Annotated in this window: 15 protein-coding genes; 6 read left to right on the forward strand and 9 right to left on the reverse strand. The window is 68.4% G+C overall.

The window, feature by feature from the left end; genetic code table 11:
- Window positions 1-226: 226 nt before the first annotated feature.
- From AC07OA_RS04930 to AC07OA_RS04940, 3 genes are all read left to right on the forward strand, one after another.
- On the forward strand, window positions 227-1,024 hold the full coding sequence (locus AC07OA_RS04930; protein WP_494662640.1) for a potassium channel family protein: 798 nt from the start codon (window positions 227-229) through the stop codon (window positions 1,022-1,024).
- Window positions 1,025-1,082: 58 nt separating this feature from the next.
- Window positions 1,083-3,233 carry a prolyl oligopeptidase family serine peptidase gene (locus AC07OA_RS04935; protein ID WP_494662641.1) on the forward strand — a complete coding sequence of 717 codons (2,151 nt, stop codon included), beginning with the start codon at window positions 1,083-1,085 and terminating at the stop codon, window positions 3,231-3,233.
- Between the two features lie 119 nt (window positions 3,234-3,352).
- Window positions 3,353-4,435 carry a GNAT family N-acetyltransferase gene (locus tag AC07OA_RS04940; protein ID WP_494662642.1) on the forward strand — a complete coding sequence of 361 codons (1,083 nt, stop codon included), beginning with the start codon at window positions 3,353-3,355 and terminating at the stop codon, window positions 4,433-4,435.
- Window positions 4,436-4,458: 23 nt separating this feature from the next.
- On the opposite strand, the gene AC07OA_RS04945 is transcribed toward AC07OA_RS04940, so the two are convergent.
- From AC07OA_RS04945 to AC07OA_RS04955, 3 genes are all read right to left on the reverse strand, one after another.
- Entirely contained in the window at window positions 4,459-4,599 is a 141-nt protein-coding gene (locus AC07OA_RS04945; RefSeq protein WP_494662643.1) for a hypothetical protein, read from the reverse strand.
- A 127-nt stretch (window positions 4,600-4,726) separates the two neighbouring features.
- On the reverse strand, window positions 4,727-5,062 hold the full coding sequence (locus AC07OA_RS04950) for a DUF2218 domain-containing protein (RefSeq protein WP_494662644.1): 336 nt from the start codon (window positions 5,060-5,062) through the stop codon (window positions 4,727-4,729).
- Between the two features lie 5 nt (window positions 5,063-5,067).
- Entirely contained in the window at window positions 5,068-5,640 is a 573-nt protein-coding gene (locus AC07OA_RS04955) for a PadR family transcriptional regulator (protein ID WP_494662645.1), read from the reverse strand.
- 171 nt (window positions 5,641-5,811) lie between these two features.
- On the opposite strand from AC07OA_RS04955, the gene AC07OA_RS04960 reads away from it, so the two are divergent.
- Window positions 5,812-6,663 carry a glutamate racemase gene (locus AC07OA_RS04960; protein WP_494662646.1) on the forward strand — a complete coding sequence of 284 codons (852 nt, stop codon included), beginning with the start codon at window positions 5,812-5,814 and terminating at the stop codon, window positions 6,661-6,663.
- An 11-nt stretch (window positions 6,664-6,674) separates the two neighbouring features.
- Here the strand turns inward: AC07OA_RS04960 and AC07OA_RS04965 are convergent, their stop codons facing one another.
- Window positions 6,675-7,712 carry an alpha/beta hydrolase gene (locus AC07OA_RS04965; RefSeq protein WP_494662647.1) on the reverse strand — a complete coding sequence of 346 codons (1,038 nt, stop codon included), beginning with the start codon at window positions 7,710-7,712 and terminating at the stop codon, window positions 6,675-6,677.
- A gap of 94 nt (window positions 7,713-7,806) precedes the next feature.
- On the opposite strand from AC07OA_RS04965, the gene AC07OA_RS04970 reads away from it, so the two are divergent.
- Window positions 7,807-8,343 (forward strand): SRPBCC family protein, encoded by a 537-nt coding sequence (locus tag AC07OA_RS04970; protein WP_494662648.1) that lies wholly within the window; start codon window positions 7,807-7,809, stop codon window positions 8,341-8,343.
- A 65-nt stretch (window positions 8,344-8,408) separates the two neighbouring features.
- On the opposite strand, the gene AC07OA_RS04975 is transcribed toward AC07OA_RS04970, so the two are convergent.
- The 5 genes from AC07OA_RS04975 to AC07OA_RS04995 all read right to left on the reverse strand — a co-directional run bounded on the left by AC07OA_RS04975 (window position 8,409) and on the right by AC07OA_RS04995 (window position 14,183).
- Window positions 8,409-9,794 carry an intermediate filament-like cell shape determinant CreS gene (locus AC07OA_RS04975; RefSeq protein WP_494662649.1) on the reverse strand — a complete coding sequence of 462 codons (1,386 nt, stop codon included), beginning with the start codon at window positions 9,792-9,794 and terminating at the stop codon, window positions 8,409-8,411.
- A gap of 234 nt (window positions 9,795-10,028) precedes the next feature.
- On the reverse strand, window positions 10,029-11,618 hold the full coding sequence (ahpF, locus tag AC07OA_RS04980; RefSeq protein ID WP_494662650.1) for an alkyl hydroperoxide reductase subunit F: 1,590 nt from the start codon (window positions 11,616-11,618) through the stop codon (window positions 10,029-10,031).
- A 170-nt stretch (window positions 11,619-11,788) separates the two neighbouring features.
- Window positions 11,789-12,352, reverse strand: coding sequence for an alkyl hydroperoxide reductase subunit C (gene ahpC / locus AC07OA_RS04985; RefSeq protein ID WP_494662651.1), 564 nt, complete (start codon window positions 12,350-12,352; stop codon window positions 11,789-11,791).
- Window positions 12,353-13,218: 866 nt separating this feature from the next.
- Window positions 13,219-13,995, reverse strand: a complete 777-nt coding sequence (gene cysQ / locus AC07OA_RS04990; protein WP_494662652.1) for a 3'(2'),5'-bisphosphate nucleotidase CysQ — start codon at window positions 13,993-13,995, stop codon at window positions 13,219-13,221.
- 2 nt (window positions 13,996-13,997) lie between these two features.
- Window positions 13,998-14,183, reverse strand: a complete 186-nt coding sequence (locus AC07OA_RS04995; RefSeq protein WP_494662653.1) for a DUF3553 domain-containing protein — start codon at window positions 14,181-14,183, stop codon at window positions 13,998-14,000.
- 64 nt (window positions 14,184-14,247) lie between these two features.
- Between AC07OA_RS04995 and chpT the strand changes: the two genes are divergently transcribed.
- On the forward strand, window positions 14,248-14,931 hold the full coding sequence (gene chpT, locus AC07OA_RS05000) for a histidine phosphotransferase ChpT (protein WP_494662654.1): 684 nt from the start codon (window positions 14,248-14,250) through the stop codon (window positions 14,929-14,931).
- The last annotated feature ends 66 nt before the right edge of the window (window positions 14,932-14,997 follow it).

Raw genomic sequence — 14,997 nt, forward strand, 5'->3', positions numbered from 1 at the left:
CTGACCGCTTCGCGGTCTGTCCGCCCCCGTAGGGGGCGGAGGACGCCGCACGCACGCAGCTCTTCCCCCTATGGGGGAAGACGACCGCGAAGCGGTCCGTAGGGGGCAAGTGCGTCGCGCCGAAGAAAACCCCTCGCTGAAGCGCACACAGGAACCGCCCTCAACAGGGATCGCAAAACAGGATCCACGGCGTTCTACTGGGCGAACAGGACAGTTGGCCGACAGGATGGTCCGTTTGACAGCCGAAAACACCGAAGGTCTGCGCCTGCGCGCCCGGCTTCGCGCGCTCTATCACGGCGCTTCGCCGACGGCCGTGCGGTTCCGGTACGGGATCCTGGTCGTGGACCTGGCGATCATCGCCTTCTTCATCGCCGCCCCGCTGATGCGCCGCCACGGCCTGACTTTCTACCTGATCGACTACGGGGTCGCCGGCTTCCTGAGCCTGGACCTGCTGGCCCGGGCCATCGCCTATGGCGACCTGAAGGCCTGGCTGAAGAAGCCGATCGTCTGGGTCGACCTGTTCGTGCTGGCCACCCTGCTGTTCCCGGCCTGGCTGTTCAATTTCGGCTTCCTGCGGGTGATGCGGCTGTGGACCCTGATCCACAGCGAGTTCTTCTGGCGCACCATCGGCCGGCGCTATGACGACACCCGGGTGGAGGACATCACCCGCGCGGCCGCCACGCTGCTGACCTTCGTCTTCGTGATTACCGGCTTCGTCTATTCCAGCTTCGCCGGACGCCACGAGGGCATCGCCGGCTATGTGGACGCCCTCTATTTCACCGTCACCAGCCTGACGACCACGGGCTATGGCGACGTCACCCTGCCCGGCGTGTGGGGCAAGCTGCTGTCGATGGCGGTGATGCTGGGCGGGGTGTCGCTGTTCATCGGCCTGATCCAGTCGATCCTCAAGCCGCACAAGGTGACGTTCGAGTGCCCCTGCTGCGCCCTGAACCGCCACGACCCCGACGCCGTGCACTGCAAGGCCTGCGGCGAAATCCTCAAGCTTCCCAACAGCGGCGACTAGGGCCACGGTGGCGCCCCTGTGATGTTTCCACCTGTCATGTCTCCAGTCGGATCCCTAGATGCGTAGCCTGCTTCTCGCCCTCCTCGCCTCCACGAGCCTCATGACCACAGCCGCCCCAATCGCCGCCCAAGCCGCCGATCCCGTCCCCGCCACCGAAGTCCGCACGCCGCTGGCCGAACTGGGCAAGGACGATCCCTACAAGTGGATGGAAGAGATCGAGGGCGAGCGGCCGCTGGCCTGGGCCAAGGCCGAGAACGCCCGGAGCCTGGCCGTGCTGCAGGGCGACGCCCGCTATGCGGGCCTTGAGAGCCAGGCCCTGGCCATCCTCAACGCCAAGGACCGCGTGCCGGGCGTGTCGTTCGCCGACGACGGGACCCTGCGCAACTTCTGGCAGGACGCCGAGCATGTGCGCGGCCTCTGGCGCAAGACGACGCTGGACAGCTATCGCACCGCCGCGCCGCAGTGGGAGACGATCCTGGACATCGACGCCCTGTCCAAGGCCGAGAACGCCAACTGGGTGTTCAAGGGCGCCAGCTGCCTGCCGTCCGACGAGAGCCGCTGCCTGCTGACCCTGTCGAACGGCGGCAAGGATGCGGTGACGATCCGCGAATTCGACATCAAGACGAAGGCCTTCGTGCCCGGCGGTTTCGAACTGCCCGAGGGCAAGCAGAGCGTTTCGTGGATCGACAAGGACACCCTGCTGGTGGCCCGCGAATGGGAGCCGGGCCAGGTGACCAAGTCGGGCTATGCCTACGTCGTGAAGGCATGGAAGCGCGGCGCGCCGCTGGCCTCGGCCAAGGAGGTGTTCCGCGGCGTGACCGACGACGTCGCCGTCTCGCCCAGCGTCCTGACCGAGGCCGACGGCGAGGTCGCGGCCGTCACCGTCCATCGCGGGGTCAGCTTCTTCGAGAGCGAGACCTACCTGTTGACCGAGGCGGGCGCGGTGAAGCTGCCCCTGCCGCTGAAGCACTCGATCCAGGCCTATGTGGCCGGCCAGGTGCTGGTGTCGCTGGACCAGGACTGGCCGGAGAAGGGCTTCAAGACCGGCGACCTGGTCAGCTACGACCTGGCGACCCTGAAGGCCAAGCCCGAGACGGCGCCGGCCACCCTGGTGCTGCGTCCCACCGCCAAGCAGTCGGTGGAGCAGGTGACCTCGACCCGCGACAAGCTTGTGGTGGGCCTCCTGGACAACGTCACCGGCAAGGCCCTGGTCTTCACCCACGGCCCCAAGGGCTGGGCGCGCCAGGACCTGGCCCTGCCGGCCAATTCGACGATCGGCCTGGGCTCGGCCTCGCAGAAGGACGACCGCCTGTTCGTCAGCGTCACCGGCTATCTGACGCCCTCGACCTACTGGCTGGCCCACGCCGACTCGCTGAAGCTGGAGCAGGTGAAGGCCTCGCCCGCCCGCTTCGACGCCTCCACCCACGTGGTCGAGCAGTTCGAGGCGGTCAGCAGCGACGGGGTCAAGATCCCCTATTTCGTCGTGCGGCCCAAGGACGTGAAGTACGACGGCTCGGCCCCGACCCTGCTCTACGCCTATGGCGGCTTCCAGGTGTCGATGACCCCGGCCTATTCGGGGGTGATGGGCAAGCTCTGGCTGGAGCGCGGCGGCACTTACGTCGTGGCCAACATCCGGGGCGGCGGCGAGTTCGGCCCGGCCTGGCACGACGCGGCCCTGAAGGCCAATCGCCAGAAGGCCTATGACGACTTCTTCGCCGTCTCCCAGGACCTGATCGCCCGCAAGATCACCTCGCCCCGCCGGCTGGGGATCATGGGCGGGTCGAACGGGGGCCTGCTGATGGGCGTGGCCCTGACCCAGCGGCCCGAGCTCTACAACGCCGTGGTCGTGCAGGTGCCGCTGTTCGACATGATCCGCTACACCCAGATCGGCGCGGGCGACTCCTGGAAGGGCGAATACGGCGACCCGACCATCCCGTCCGAGCGGGCGGTGATCGCCAAGTACGATCCCTATTCGAACCTCAAGGCCGGCAAGCCCTATCCCGAGGTGTTCATCGAGACCTCGACCAAGGACGACCGGGTCCATCCGTCCCACGCCCGCAAGGCCGCCGCGCGGCTGATGGAGCTGGGCTATCCGGTGCTCTATTACGAGAACCTCGACGGCGGCCACGCCGCGGCCGCCAACCTGGCCGAGACCGCGCGGCGCCAGGCGCTGGAATATGTCTACCTGTCCAAGAAGCTGATGGACTGACGTGACAAGGCGGCCCGGAAAACGCCGTTTCCGGGCCGTAAACCCTCATTCAATCTATCCACGGCACTATGGCCCCGAATTCCGGCCGGCGTTCCGCCTGGGCTGGATCGAGGTTGGCCTTGAAGATCGACGTCTTCCCCGCACTGGAGCTGCCCGCGGAGGTCCGCGCGGCCTGGTCGGCCGCCCAGGCCGGCGAGGCGCGCTTCGACAGTCCGTTCCTGTCGCCCCTGTGGGCCGAGGCGGTGGCCCGCGCTCAAGGTCCGACCAGCGCGGTCAAGGTGGCGGTCCAGTACGACATGGCCGGCCAGCCCGCCGCCTTCCTGGGCGTGCGCACGCGCGGCTCCTCGGCCATGCCGGTGGGCGCGCCGATGTGCGACTACCAGGCCCTGGTCGCCCGCCCCGGCTTTCCGGCCGATCCGCGCGCCATGCTGCGGGCTCTGGGCGTCTCGCGCTTCGACTTCTGCCACATGCAGGCCGACGATCCGGCCTTCTTCGGCCATGCCCGCGGCCAGAACACCTCGTGGATCGTCGAGGTCGCCGACGGCTATGCCGCTTACGAAGCCGAGCGCAAGGCGGCCGGCGTGGGCGTGCTCAAGGATATCGACAAGAAGCGCCGCAAGGCCGAGCGCGAGATCGGCCCGTCCCGCTTCACCGCCATGTCGGACGACCACGCCGACTTCTGGAAGCTGATCGCCTGGAAGCGCGCCCAGCTGGCGGCCACCGGCCAGACCGACCTCTTCAAGACCGCCTGGGTCATGAAACTGATGGACGATCTGCTGGAGACCCGCGATCCGACGTTCGGCGGCGGCCTCTATACCCTGCACCTGGGCGAGGAGCTGGTGGCGGCCCACTTCCACCTGCGCGGCGGCGGCACGATCCACGGCTGGCTGATCGCCCACGACCCGAAGTTCGAGCGCTATTCGCCCGGCCTGCTGCTGTTCCAGGACATCCTCAAGAGCCTGGACGGCGCGCCCTATCGTCGGCTGGACCTGGGCGCGGGCGACTACCGGTTCAAGCGCGAGCTGTCGAACCGCCAGCAGATGGTGACCTTCGGCCTGCTGGGCGCGCCCTCGGTCTCGACCCTGGCGCGCCGGGCCGTCTACCGCGTGCGCGACATCGCCGAATCCCTGCCGCTGGGGCCGGTCTCGGCCCTGCCGGGCAAGGCGATGCGGCGTCTGGACGTCCTGCGCGGCCTGCGCTGACGACGCCGCCTCGGCGCAAGCCGCTAGGTGGCCTTGGCGATCAGGGCGAAGAGCCCGCTCCACAACACCAGATTGAAGGCGGCCATCAAGAGCAGCCAGCCGAGACGGTTCGGGCGCCCGTCTTCCCTCGCGCGATAGGCGACACCGCGAGCCACGTGACCCATGGGCTTCCTCCAAAGCTCTCTACCGGAGCTTGAGTCGGATGAAACGCCCCTTCGAGGACACGCGCAAGCAAGTTTGATCGACTGTCCCCAGATCATCTCAAAAAAGTGACAACCCTGGGAGGCACGGCTAGGACGCGCGGTTGATCCGCAGGGCGGGCGGATCGATCCGCCCCGCCTCCCAGGCTCGGGTCCAGGCCAGGCGGTCGACCGGTTCGCGGAAGGCGAAACGCAGCAGATGCTGGGCCACCACGTCCTCCAGCCGGGCCAGGGCCTCCAGGTCGACGGCCTCGACGGTGATCGCCAGGCCCTCGGGATCGACCAGCATGCTGCAGGTCCCCAGCGGCAGAGGGATCAAGGCCGAGATGTCGTCGTACGACACCTCGAACCTGTGGCTCCAGTGCCTGGCCAGCTGGGTCATGTAGCGCGCGGCCTTGTCGGTGTTCAGGCGGGCGTGGCTCTGCATGACGCCTAGACCCCCTCGATGGCCGCGGCCGCGTCGTCCATGACCTTAGCGATGGCTGAGACCTGTTCGGGGGTCAGGGCCCCGCCGGTCAGCTTCAGGCGCAGGGCGGTCTTGAGGTTCTCGCGGGCCCGCATGATCTGCGGCGAGAAGGCCGCGCTCTGGGAGGCCGCCTCGGCCATTCGGGCGAACAGGCCATCGACCGGCTGGCTGTTGGTTTCGAGGAAGGCCCGGCCTTCGTCGGTGATCGTATAGAGCTTCTTGCCGCCGCCGGCGTCGGCCGCGGTGACATAGGCCAGCTCTTCCAGCAGGGTCAGGGTCGGGTAGATGACGCCGGGGCTGGGCGTATAGGCGCCGCCGGCGGCGGTCTCGACGGCCTTGATCAGCTCGTAGCCATGGCTGGGCTTGTCGGCGATCAGCTTGAGCACGACCAGGCGCAGGTCGCCGTGATCGAAGAACCGGCCCATGCGGCCGCCGCGGCGGTGCGGGCCTTCGTGGCCGTGGAAGCCGAAGGGATGGCGGCTGTGATGCCCGCCGTGATGGCCCATGTGGCGACCGTGGTGATGATGACGTCCAAACATGTGGTTTAGATCCTTTCCGTTATATCGGAATTATAGATATATCGAAATTAGATCGGGTCAAGGGGATTTTCGATATATCTTAGACCATCGGAATTTGGCTGCACCGTTTCTCCATCGGAATCCGGCTCGCGCCGCGTGGACGGTGAAGCGGCGGCGCGCTAAGCCAGGGGCATGTCCATCGGCGTCTTCGACTCCGGCGTGGGCGGCCTCACGGTCCACCGCGCCCTCGTGCAGCGTCTGCCCCAGGCGGACTTCATCTATCTCGCCGACCAGGCCAACGCCCCCTATGGCGGACGGCCCGGCGAAGAGGTCGTCGACCTGACCCGGGCCGGCTGCGAGCGGCTGTTCGACGCCGGCGCCAGCCTGGTGGTCCTGGCCTGCAACACCGCCTCGGCCATCGCCCTGCGCCGGCTGCAGCAGACCTGGCTGCCGGGCTACCGCAAGGCCCTGGGCCGGCCGGTCAACGTGCTGGGCATCATCGTGCCGACCATCGAGGCCGCCACCGGCCTGCCCTGGGAGCACGAAGCCGAGCGGCGCGGCGACAAGGTCGAGCAGCTGGACGTGCTGGGCGTGTTCTCGACCCAGGGCACGACCAACTCGCGCGTCTACGAGATCGAGATCGACAAGCGCAAGCAGGACATCGCGGTCTTCTCCCAGCCCTGCCCGGACCTGGTGCCGATGATCGAGGCCGACGCCGGGGCGGTGGATCTGGCCAAGGCGGTGGAGGGCTATGTCCTGGCCCTGAAGACCCGCATCGGCCGCTATCCCGACCGCGCGGTGCTGGGCTGCACCCATTACGAGATCATCGCCGACATCTTTCGGGCGGCCCTGCCGGCCGGCACGCCGATGATCCAGCAGCCGACGTCCACCGCCGACGCCTTGGAGCTCTATCTGCAACGCCATCCGGAGCTGGACCCTGGAACCGGCGGTTCGCGCAAGTTCCTGACCACCGGCGCGCCCGGCCCGCAGAACGCCCTGGTCCAGACCTTCTGGGGCGGGCCGCTGGAATTCGAGGCGGCCTAGCCGCCTCGCGCCTAATTCCCTCGCGCCTGGGCGATCACCGTCTGGATCGCCTCGATGACCACCTCGGGCTTCTGGACCTGGATGTAGTGGCTGGCGCCGGGCACGGGGCGATTGACGCCTCGGCTCGACAGCGCGGCGATGTCGTCATGGCCCCGCGAGAACGCCGCCATGAACAGCGGCCCGTCCTTGCGGACCTCGTCCGACGTGCCTGGCGGGAACGGCTGGGGCACGGTGGCGGTCAGCACGACGAGCGGCAGGTCGCCATAGGCTCGGCCGGGCCGAGCCACGATCTGGCCGTCACGATCGAAGTTCTCCATCAGCGAGGCCATGGTGTCGAACACGGCCGGGTCGGTCTGGAAGCGCGTCAGACTCTGGCTCAGCGACGGCGGATAGGTGGGCGACTGGCTGAGACACCCGACGGGATCGGGCTTTCCAGGCGCCAGGGTCCCGCTCCGCAGGTCCCGTGCGCAGCCTCGGACCTGGGACAGTCCCTCGGCGAAATAGGCCCCGACCCACTTGCTGAACGCCGGCGCGGCCTTGGCGAAGACCGCCATCTGGTCGGGGATGCTGGGGTCGACCAGCACCATGCCGGCCACGTCCGAACGATGCCGGTCGGTGAAAAGCAGGCTCTCGTAGCCGCCCAGCGAATGACCGACCATGACGTAGGGCCCCTTGACCCCTCCGGCCCGCAGGGCCTCATCCAGGTCGGCCGTGGTGTTGTCCACGGTCTGGGGCTTAGGACTGGGCGAACTGAAGCCCGCGCCCGGCCGATCCCAGGCGCAGACCCGGGTGGTCTTGGCGATGGCCGGCTGCACCTTGCCCCAGACCGCGCCCCAGTCGCCCAGACCCGCGGTCAGGATCACGGTGGGCGAGCCCTGCCCCATGCAGACCATGTGGATCTTGCGGCCGTCGGCCAGGGTCGCCGAGGCGCTGTCGTCGGCATAGGCGGCCAGGGAGGCGTCGACCTTTCCGTCCCGCGCCAGGGCTGGACCCGCCGCTCCGAGCAGGCAGGCCGCCGCCATCACGCCGCGCCAGAATTTCACCTTCATCGCGTCCCCCGCCCCTTGCGCCGACATCGGCCGGGTCGAGGTTGACGCTGGACGAAGCCGTGATCAACCTCTGCTTTTCCGACGGAGAGCGCCCATGCGGACCTTGATCCTGGCGACGACCCTGGCGCTCGCCGCCGCTTTGCCGGCCGTTTCGCGGGCCGAGGTGGTCGACGCCCAGCCGAACGGCTTCCAGGTCAAGCGCACGGCGGTGTTGAACGCGCCGGCCGACAAGGTCTACGCCGCCCTGGCCCAGCCTTCGCAGTGGTGGAGCAAGGACCATACCTGGTCCGGCTCGGCGGCCAATCTGTCGCTGGCGCCCATGGCCGGCGGGTGCTTCTGCGAGAAGTTGCCCAATGGCGGGTCGGTGATGCACATGACCGTGGTCTTCGCCCAGCCGGGCCAGGGCTTGCGGCTGGCCGGCGCCCTGGGGCCGCTGCAGATGAGCGGCGCGACCGGGCATCTGGGCTGGACCCTGAGCGAGAAGGACGGCCAGACCACGCTGGTCCAGACCTATGACGTCGGCGGCTATATGGCCGGCGGACTCGACAAGATCGCGCCCATCGTCGACCGGGTGCTGGGCGAGCAGTTCGACCGGTTCAAGGTCTATGTCGAGACGGGCAAGGCGCCCTAGCTCCAGAAAGCAAAAACCCCGGGCGCGAGGCCCGGGGTCCATGCATTCGGTGAGGCGATCGGCGACTAGCCGGCGGCCTGGATGTCGTCGCTGGTGGCGCCGAGCAGGGCCATCTGGAGGCGGGCACGGTCGCGGCGGGCGGTCTCCAGGGCGCCTTCGGCCAGGGCGGCCTCGGAGCGGATCCGTTCGATCTCGGCCTGCATCTCGGCGATCTTGTCGTCGTGGGCGCGGCGGGTCTCGTCTTCCGAGGCCTGCAGGGCCTCGAAGCGGGTGCGCAGCTGGGCGGCGCGTTCCTCGGCGCGCTTGAGCGCCTTTTCGTGACCGCCGACGGCCTTGGCCAGCTGGTCGGCGCGCTCGATGGCGGCGGCGCGGGCGGTGTCGACCCCGGCGTGACGGGCGCGCAGGTCCTCGACCTCATCCTCCAGATTGCGAACCCGCTCCAGGGCGCGCTCCAGGGCGACGTTGAGATCGCCGGCGCGGCGCTCGACGGCCTGCTGCTGGGCGCTGGAGTCGTTGAGGCGGGCCGAGATCTGGCCGTTCATCTCTTCCAGCTTGTCGGCGCGGCCGGTGGCGGTCTCCAGACGGGTCTGCAGGCCCGAAACCTCGGTGCGACCCGACTCGACCTGGGCCTCCAGGCCCCGGATCGTGCGGGCGGTGTCGGCCTGGACGGTGGCCAGGGCGTTCTCCGAAGCCAGCAGGCGGGCGCGCTCGGCGGCGATCTGGGCTTCCAGCTCGGTCTCGATGCGCGACAGGCGGGCCACGTCCGAACCGGCCTGGTCCAGGCGCTTCTTCAGGGTGCCCAGCTCTTCGACCTGCAGGGCCGACTGCTGCTTGGCGGCGGCGAGAGCCGCCTCGGACTCGCCGCGACGGGCGTCGATGTCCTGGGTCTGGCCGCGCAGGGTCTCGACGTCCTGCGACAGGTGATCGGCGCGGGCGGTGGCGTCGCGCAGGGAGGCTTCCAGGCCGCCGACCTTCAGGTCGGACTGCTGCAGGCCGTTGCGCAGGCGGTCGATTTCCAGGGCGCCGTCCTCGAGGGCGACGTCCAGGGCCTGGCGGCGGGCGTCGGACTCGACCAGGGCGGCCTCGGAAGCGGCCAGCTTGGCCGACAGATCGCGTTCCTCGGCCTGGGCCTGGGCCAGCTGGCGCGAGGACTGTTCGAAGGCCGCGCGCAGGGCGATCAGTTCGGCGTGCTCGGCGCGGCGGGCCTCGAACTCCTCGGCGACCGGGGCGCGGATCTCCGACAGCAGCGGCTCGATGGCCCGCAGGTGCTCGACCACGCGGCTGATGCTGTCCAGCCCGCCGTGGATGGTCTCGTAGCGGACGCCGATGGCCTGGGTCGCCTCGACCAGACGGTCGGCGCTCTCGGTTTCGGGACGGTCATTTTCCGCGGCGAGCATCACGGGCTTCACTCCGCCCTTGGTGTTGCGATCGCCCTTCGACAGCAGCCTCATCTTGCCCACCTCGTAACGATCCGCGGACTCAACGCCCATCGCGCTGATTCGACCCCTGGCCCCGCAGAATCATTTGCCCATTCGTTAACAGGATAGCCCGCGGTCAAGATTGCTGTCGAGGTCCAGATCGCGTGATCGGCGAAGGCGCATTGCCGCATCTCCAGACGCACGAAAGCCGCCGCGCCGGCCCCGAAGGGCGAGCGCGACGGCTTCCAGGCGGTCGGCGAAAGCGGATCAGGCCGCTTCCTGCTCGGCCGGGACCGCCGGTTCCTGGCGGATCAGATAGTCGAAGGCCGACAGGGCCGCCTTGGAGCCCTCGCCCATGGCGATGACGATCTGCTTGTAGGGCGTGGTCGTGGCGTCGCCGGCGGCGAACACCCCGGGCAGCGAGGTCGCGCCGCGATGATCGACCTCGATCTCGCCGCGATTGCTGAGCGCCACGCCCGTGTCCTTCAGCCATTCGGTGTTGGGCACCAGGCCGATCTGCACGAAGACGCCTTCCAGGTCGACCTGGTGGGCGGTGTCGTGGTTGCGGTCCTTGTAGGTCAGGCCGGTCACCTTGGCGCCGTCGCCCAGCACCTCGGTGGTCATGGCCGAGGTGACGATCTTGACGTTGGGCAGGCTGGCCAGCTTGCGCTGGAGCACCGCGTCGGCGCGCAGCTGGCTGTCGAACTCGATCAGGGTCACGTGGGCCACGATGCCGGCCAGGTCGATGGCCGCCTCGACGCCGCTGTTGCCGCCGCCGATCACCGCCACGCGCTTGCCCTTGAACAGCGGGCCGTCGCAGTGCGGGCAATAGGCCACGCCCTTGTTCTTGTATTCGGCCTCGCCGGGCACGTTGATGTTCCGCCAGCGGGCGCCGGTCGACAGGATCACGCTGCGCGACTTCAGGCTGGCGCCGTTCTCGAGCTTGACCTCGATCAGGCCGCCCGGGGTCTTGGCCGGAACCAGGCCCACGGCCTTCTGCAGGTTCATGATGTCGACGTCGTAGTCCTTGACGTGCTGTTCCAGATTGGCGGCCAGGCGCGGGCCCTCGGTGTGCGAGACCGAGATGAAGTTCTCGATGGCCATGGTGTCCAGCACCTGGCCGCCGAAGCGCTCGGCCGCCACGCCGGTGCGGATGCCCTTGCGGGCGGCGTAGATCGCCGAGGCCGCGCCGGCCGGACCGCCGCCGATGACCAGAACCTCGAAGGCGTCCTTGGTCTTGATCTTCTCGGCGTCACGGGCCGCCGCGCCGGTGTCCAGCTTGGCCAGGATCTGTTCCAGGGTCATGCGCCCCTGGCCGAACGGCTGGCCGTTCAAGAGGATGGTCGGCACGGCCATGACCTGGCGCTCCTCGACCTCGGCCTGGAACAGGGCGCCGTCGATGGCCACGTGGGAGATCTTCGGGTTCAGGGCGGCCATGGTGTTGAGCGCCTGGACCACGTCCGGGCAGTTCTGGCAGCTCTGCGAGAAATAGGTCTCGAAGCGGAACTCGCCGTCCAGGGCGCGGACCTGGTCCAGCACCTCGGCGTCGAACTTGGGCGGGTGGCCGCCCACGTGCAGCAGGGCCAGCACCAGCGAGGTGAATTCGTGGCCCAGGGGCAGGCCGGCGAAGCGGACGTCGGCGCTGCCGTCGGCGCGGGCGATGGCGAATGAGGGCTTGCGGGCGTCGTCGCCCGAGAGGTTCAGGCTGACCTTGTCCGAGCAGCCGGCGACGTCTTCGAGCAACGCCAGCATGTCCTTGGAACCCTGGCCCTCGCCGAGCGAAGCGACCAGCTCGATGGGCTGGCGCAGGTTCTGCAGATAGGCTTTCAGCTGGGTCTTCAGACCATCTTCCAACATGACGGGGCTCCGACTGTTGGGCGCGCGGTTCCCTAGGGGGGAGGGGGAAGGGCGCGCCGGATTCTAGAGAATGTCGAGACATCGTGGGCGTCGCCGCCGGCTTCGTGGGCTGACGAAACCGGCGGCGAGCCTGTCGTCGCGACCCGAGGGCCGCGACGAACTTCGTAGGCTTAGATCTTGCCGACCAGGTCGAGCGACGGGGCCAGGGTCTTTTCACCCTCTTCCCACTTGGCCGGGCAGACTTCGCCGGGGTGGCTGGCCACGTACTGGGCGGCCTTGACCTTGCGCAGCAGCTCGATGGCGTTGCGGCCGATGCCTTCGGCGGTGATTTCCATGAACTGGATCACGCCTTCCGGGTCGATCAGGAAGGTGCCGCGGTCGGCCAGGCCGACGCCCGGACGCATCACTTCGAAGTTGTTGGTGATCGTGCCCGACGGGTCGCCGACCATGGTGTATTCGATCTTGCCGATGGCCGGCGAGCTGTCGTGCCAGGCCTTGTGCGAGAAGTGGGTGTCGGTCGACACCGAATAGATCTCCACGCCCAGGCGCTGGAACGTCGCGTAGTTGTCGGCCAGGTCTTCCAGTTCCGTCGGGCAGACGAAGGTGAAGTCGGCCGGGTAGAAGAACACGACGGACCACTTGCCCTTCAGGTCGGCGTCGCTGACTTCGACGAACTTGCCGCCCTTATAGGCCTGGGCGGTGAAGGGTTTGATCTGGGTGTTGATCACGGACATGAAATTCTCCTGCAAGAAATGCGAGAGCACCCATAAAGGGTGAAAATCGATAGGGCCAATCGATTGTTTCATTTTTCGGGATAGGAATTTCCTATTAATCCCGAGGCGGATCGATAGGCGCGATCTATCGGTCTCACACGGGGATCCGCTGAGCTATCGGAAAGGGACGCGGAGCGCCGGACATCGTCCGGAGTGCTTATTGTGTGTACCGTTTCGACGAAGCCTGATCGCTCCGCGCGCTCGTTTTGCCGGAAGCCCGCGACGCTGAGCCTTGTTAGGGCCTCGCCGCCTTGAAGCCTCCGACGGGCGGGCTGGACCAACGATATCCAACCCGGACCGCGAGCCTGTCACGGCTCGCCTGCTGTTCTATCGGCCCCTATCCAACGCCGTTTATTTTCGAGGCCCGGCCGGCACCAGATGGATGGGGTTGGTCCTCCGAAGAAGACCACCGACAGAGCTTCCCGCTCGATCGCCCCCCGCCGCCGCATCGGTCGCTGGCCATGCGCCCTTTCCCGCGTCGAGGTGAGGACAGGATACGGCGGGTCCGGGGGATGGGGATAAGTTAGGCCGAGAAATTTCAAGCGATTGAAATCACTGAAGTTCATTCGCTATGTGCTAGGGATAGAGCGCCTGCTGATGGGGACACACGCATGCGTGTGTCCCCAGCCGTGACCGCTGAATCGCCGGGGACATGCACTCGCGGCAGGGCCCTTCGAGGGGACTCTCGGCCGTAGGGCGAGTGCGTGTCCCCACCTTCGGCTGCGGCGTCTTCAAGCTCGGCGGACGACTTTAGGGACACGCACTCACCTCGAACGCCCTGCCAACCGGCCGACGCACGGCCGTGAGTGCATGTCCCCGAATCCGCCCTAACCCCCGCGCGCCACGAAGCCTTCGTTGCGAAAGCCCCTGTCGGCCTTGCCGTAGGTGAACACACCGCCGTCCAGCGCCTCGAAACTTCCTCCGGCGGCCAGCAGGATGGCGTGGCCGGCGGCGGTGTCCCATTCCATGGTCGGGCCGTGGCGAGGATAGATGTCGGCCGCGCCCTCGGCCAGGCGGACCAGCTTGATGGAGCTGTCCATCGGGGCGCGCAGGGAAAAGCCGTACTGGGCCGCCAGTTGGGCCATCCGCTCTTCCTTCATGGTGTGGCTGAGCAGGGCCAGGGCCTGGCCCTCCGGCCACGGGCGGACGCTTACACCAACCTCGGCCCCGCTCGGCCCCTCGCGCTTGAGCACGCCGCCGCCCGTGGTGAACCACGTCTCGCCGGTCGCCGGGGCGCAGATCGCGCCGGCCACCGGCAGGCCCTGGTCGATCAGGCCGATATTGACCGTGAAGTTGGGATCGCCGCGCACGAAGGCCTTGGTGCCGTCCACCGGATCGACCAGAAAGAAGCGCGGGCCGATGGCCTCGGGCGCGCCGAACTCGCTGGCGTGCTCTTCGGAAACGACAGGGATGTCGGGGAAGCGTTCGAAGAGGCGGGCCAGGATCAGCCGCTCGCCGGCCCGGTCGGCCTCGGTGACGGGGCTCTCGTCGGCCTTGCGCACCACGTCCAGCTCCGTGCGCCAGAAGGGCAGGATGAGCGCGGCGGCCTCCTCGACGATGACCGCCAGGTCGCGGCCGATGTCCGCGAGAGTCTCGGGGGTCATGCTCAGCCTCCCCTCGGGTCGTCGCCGACGAAGATCAGGCGCACGCGGTTGGCGTCGATGGTCTGCTTGCCGGCGTCCTCGAAATTGACGGTGACGCGGTGGGCGATCACCGACTGCACCTGGCCCAGGCCCCAGTCGGGCTGGTCGGGATGGCGCACCAGGACGCCCGGCTCGATGAACGGATCCATGAGGGGCTCTGATAGGCGCTCAGGAGCGTTTGCCAAAGTCTCAAATCACGCCAAAGATCGCGCCATGACCGACGCCGCCCCCACGCCCGCCGCCCCGTCTCCCGCTCCCGAGCTGGACGTGAACGGTCCCCAGTTCGCCTCGCTGGTGGCCGCGCGGCTGTGTCACGACTTCATCAGCCCGGCCAGCGCCATCGTCTCGGGCCTGGACCTGCTGGAAGATCCCTCCGCCCAGGACATGCGCGAGGACGCCATGAGCCTGATCTCATCCAGCGCCCGCAAGCTGGCCGACCTGCTCCAGTTCACCCGCGTGGCGTTCGGCGCCTCGGCCTCGGCCGAGAACTTTGACAGCCGCGAGCTGGAGAAACTGGCCCAGGGCGTGTTCGCCCACGTGCGCCCGACCCTGGACTGGGCCATCCCGCCCTGCACCCTGAACAAGGCCAGCGCCCGGGCCATCCTCAACATCGCCCAGATCGCCGCCAGCGCCCTGCCGGCCGGCGGCAAGGCCACCCTGCGGGCCGTGGTGCTGGATGACCGCGTGGCGATCACCGCCGACGCCGCCGGTCCGCGCGCGCGCCTGCGTCCCGAAATCCTGGCCGGGCTGAAGGGCGAGCCCCTGGCCGAGGGCCTGGGCGGCCCCTGGGTGCAGGCGGCCTATCTGCATTCGCTGGTCAAGGCGGCTGGCGGCCAGGTGGGCGTCGAGCTGGGCGAAGACCAGGTCAGCCTGGCGGCCTGGGTCCCGGCCGGCTAGGGGCGGTCGCCCCCTGCGACGATAAAACCCTGAACGTCGCGCTTACCGTCACCGCTCCTTAACCCC

The sequence above is a fragment of the Caulobacter sp. GW821-FHT09B08 genome (assembly GCF_059418225.1).

What these genes read in the sequence shown, in the direction of transcription:
- AC07OA_RS04955 (WP_494662645.1), bottom strand. Translation starts at nt 5,640, where the DNA reads ATGTTTGGACGTCATCATCACCACGGTCGCCACATGGGCCATCACGGC.
- AC07OA_RS04945 (WP_494662643.1), bottom strand. Translation starts at nt 4,599, where the DNA reads ATGGGTCACGTGGCTCGCGGTGTCGCCTATCGCGCGAGGGAAGACGGG.
- chpT (WP_494662654.1), top strand. Translation starts at nt 14,248, where the DNA reads ATGACCGACGCCGCCCCCACGCCCGCCGCCCCGTCTCCCGCTCCCGAG.
- AC07OA_RS04975 (WP_494662649.1), bottom strand. Translation starts at nt 9,794, where the DNA reads ATGAGGCTGCTGTCGAAGGGCGATCGCAACACCAAGGGCGGAGTGAAG.
- AC07OA_RS04965 (WP_494662647.1), bottom strand. Translation starts at nt 7,712, where the DNA reads ATGAAGGTGAAATTCTGGCGCGGCGTGATGGCGGCGGCCTGCCTGCTC.
- AC07OA_RS04935 (WP_494662641.1), top strand. Translation starts at nt 1,083, where the DNA reads ATGCGTAGCCTGCTTCTCGCCCTCCTCGCCTCCACGAGCCTCATGACC.
- ahpC (WP_494662651.1), bottom strand. Translation starts at nt 12,352, where the DNA reads ATGTCCGTGATCAACACCCAGATCAAACCCTTCACCGCCCAGGCCTAT.
- ahpF (WP_494662650.1), bottom strand. Translation starts at nt 11,618, where the DNA reads ATGTTGGAAGATGGTCTGAAGACCCAGCTGAAAGCCTATCTGCAGAAC.
- AC07OA_RS04995 (WP_494662653.1), bottom strand. Translation starts at nt 14,183, where the DNA reads ATGGATCCGTTCATCGAGCCGGGCGTCCTGGTGCGCCATCCCGACCAG.
- AC07OA_RS04960 (WP_494662646.1), top strand. Translation starts at nt 5,812, where the DNA reads ATGTCCATCGGCGTCTTCGACTCCGGCGTGGGCGGCCTCACGGTCCAC.
- AC07OA_RS04950 (WP_494662644.1), bottom strand. Translation starts at nt 5,062, where the DNA reads ATGCAGAGCCACGCCCGCCTGAACACCGACAAGGCCGCGCGCTACATG.
- AC07OA_RS04930 (WP_494662640.1), top strand. Translation starts at nt 227, where the DNA reads ATGGTCCGTTTGACAGCCGAAAACACCGAAGGTCTGCGCCTGCGCGCC.
- AC07OA_RS04970 (WP_494662648.1), top strand. Translation starts at nt 7,807, where the DNA reads ATGCGGACCTTGATCCTGGCGACGACCCTGGCGCTCGCCGCCGCTTTG.
- cysQ (WP_494662652.1), bottom strand. Translation starts at nt 13,995, where the DNA reads ATGACCCCCGAGACTCTCGCGGACATCGGCCGCGACCTGGCGGTCATC.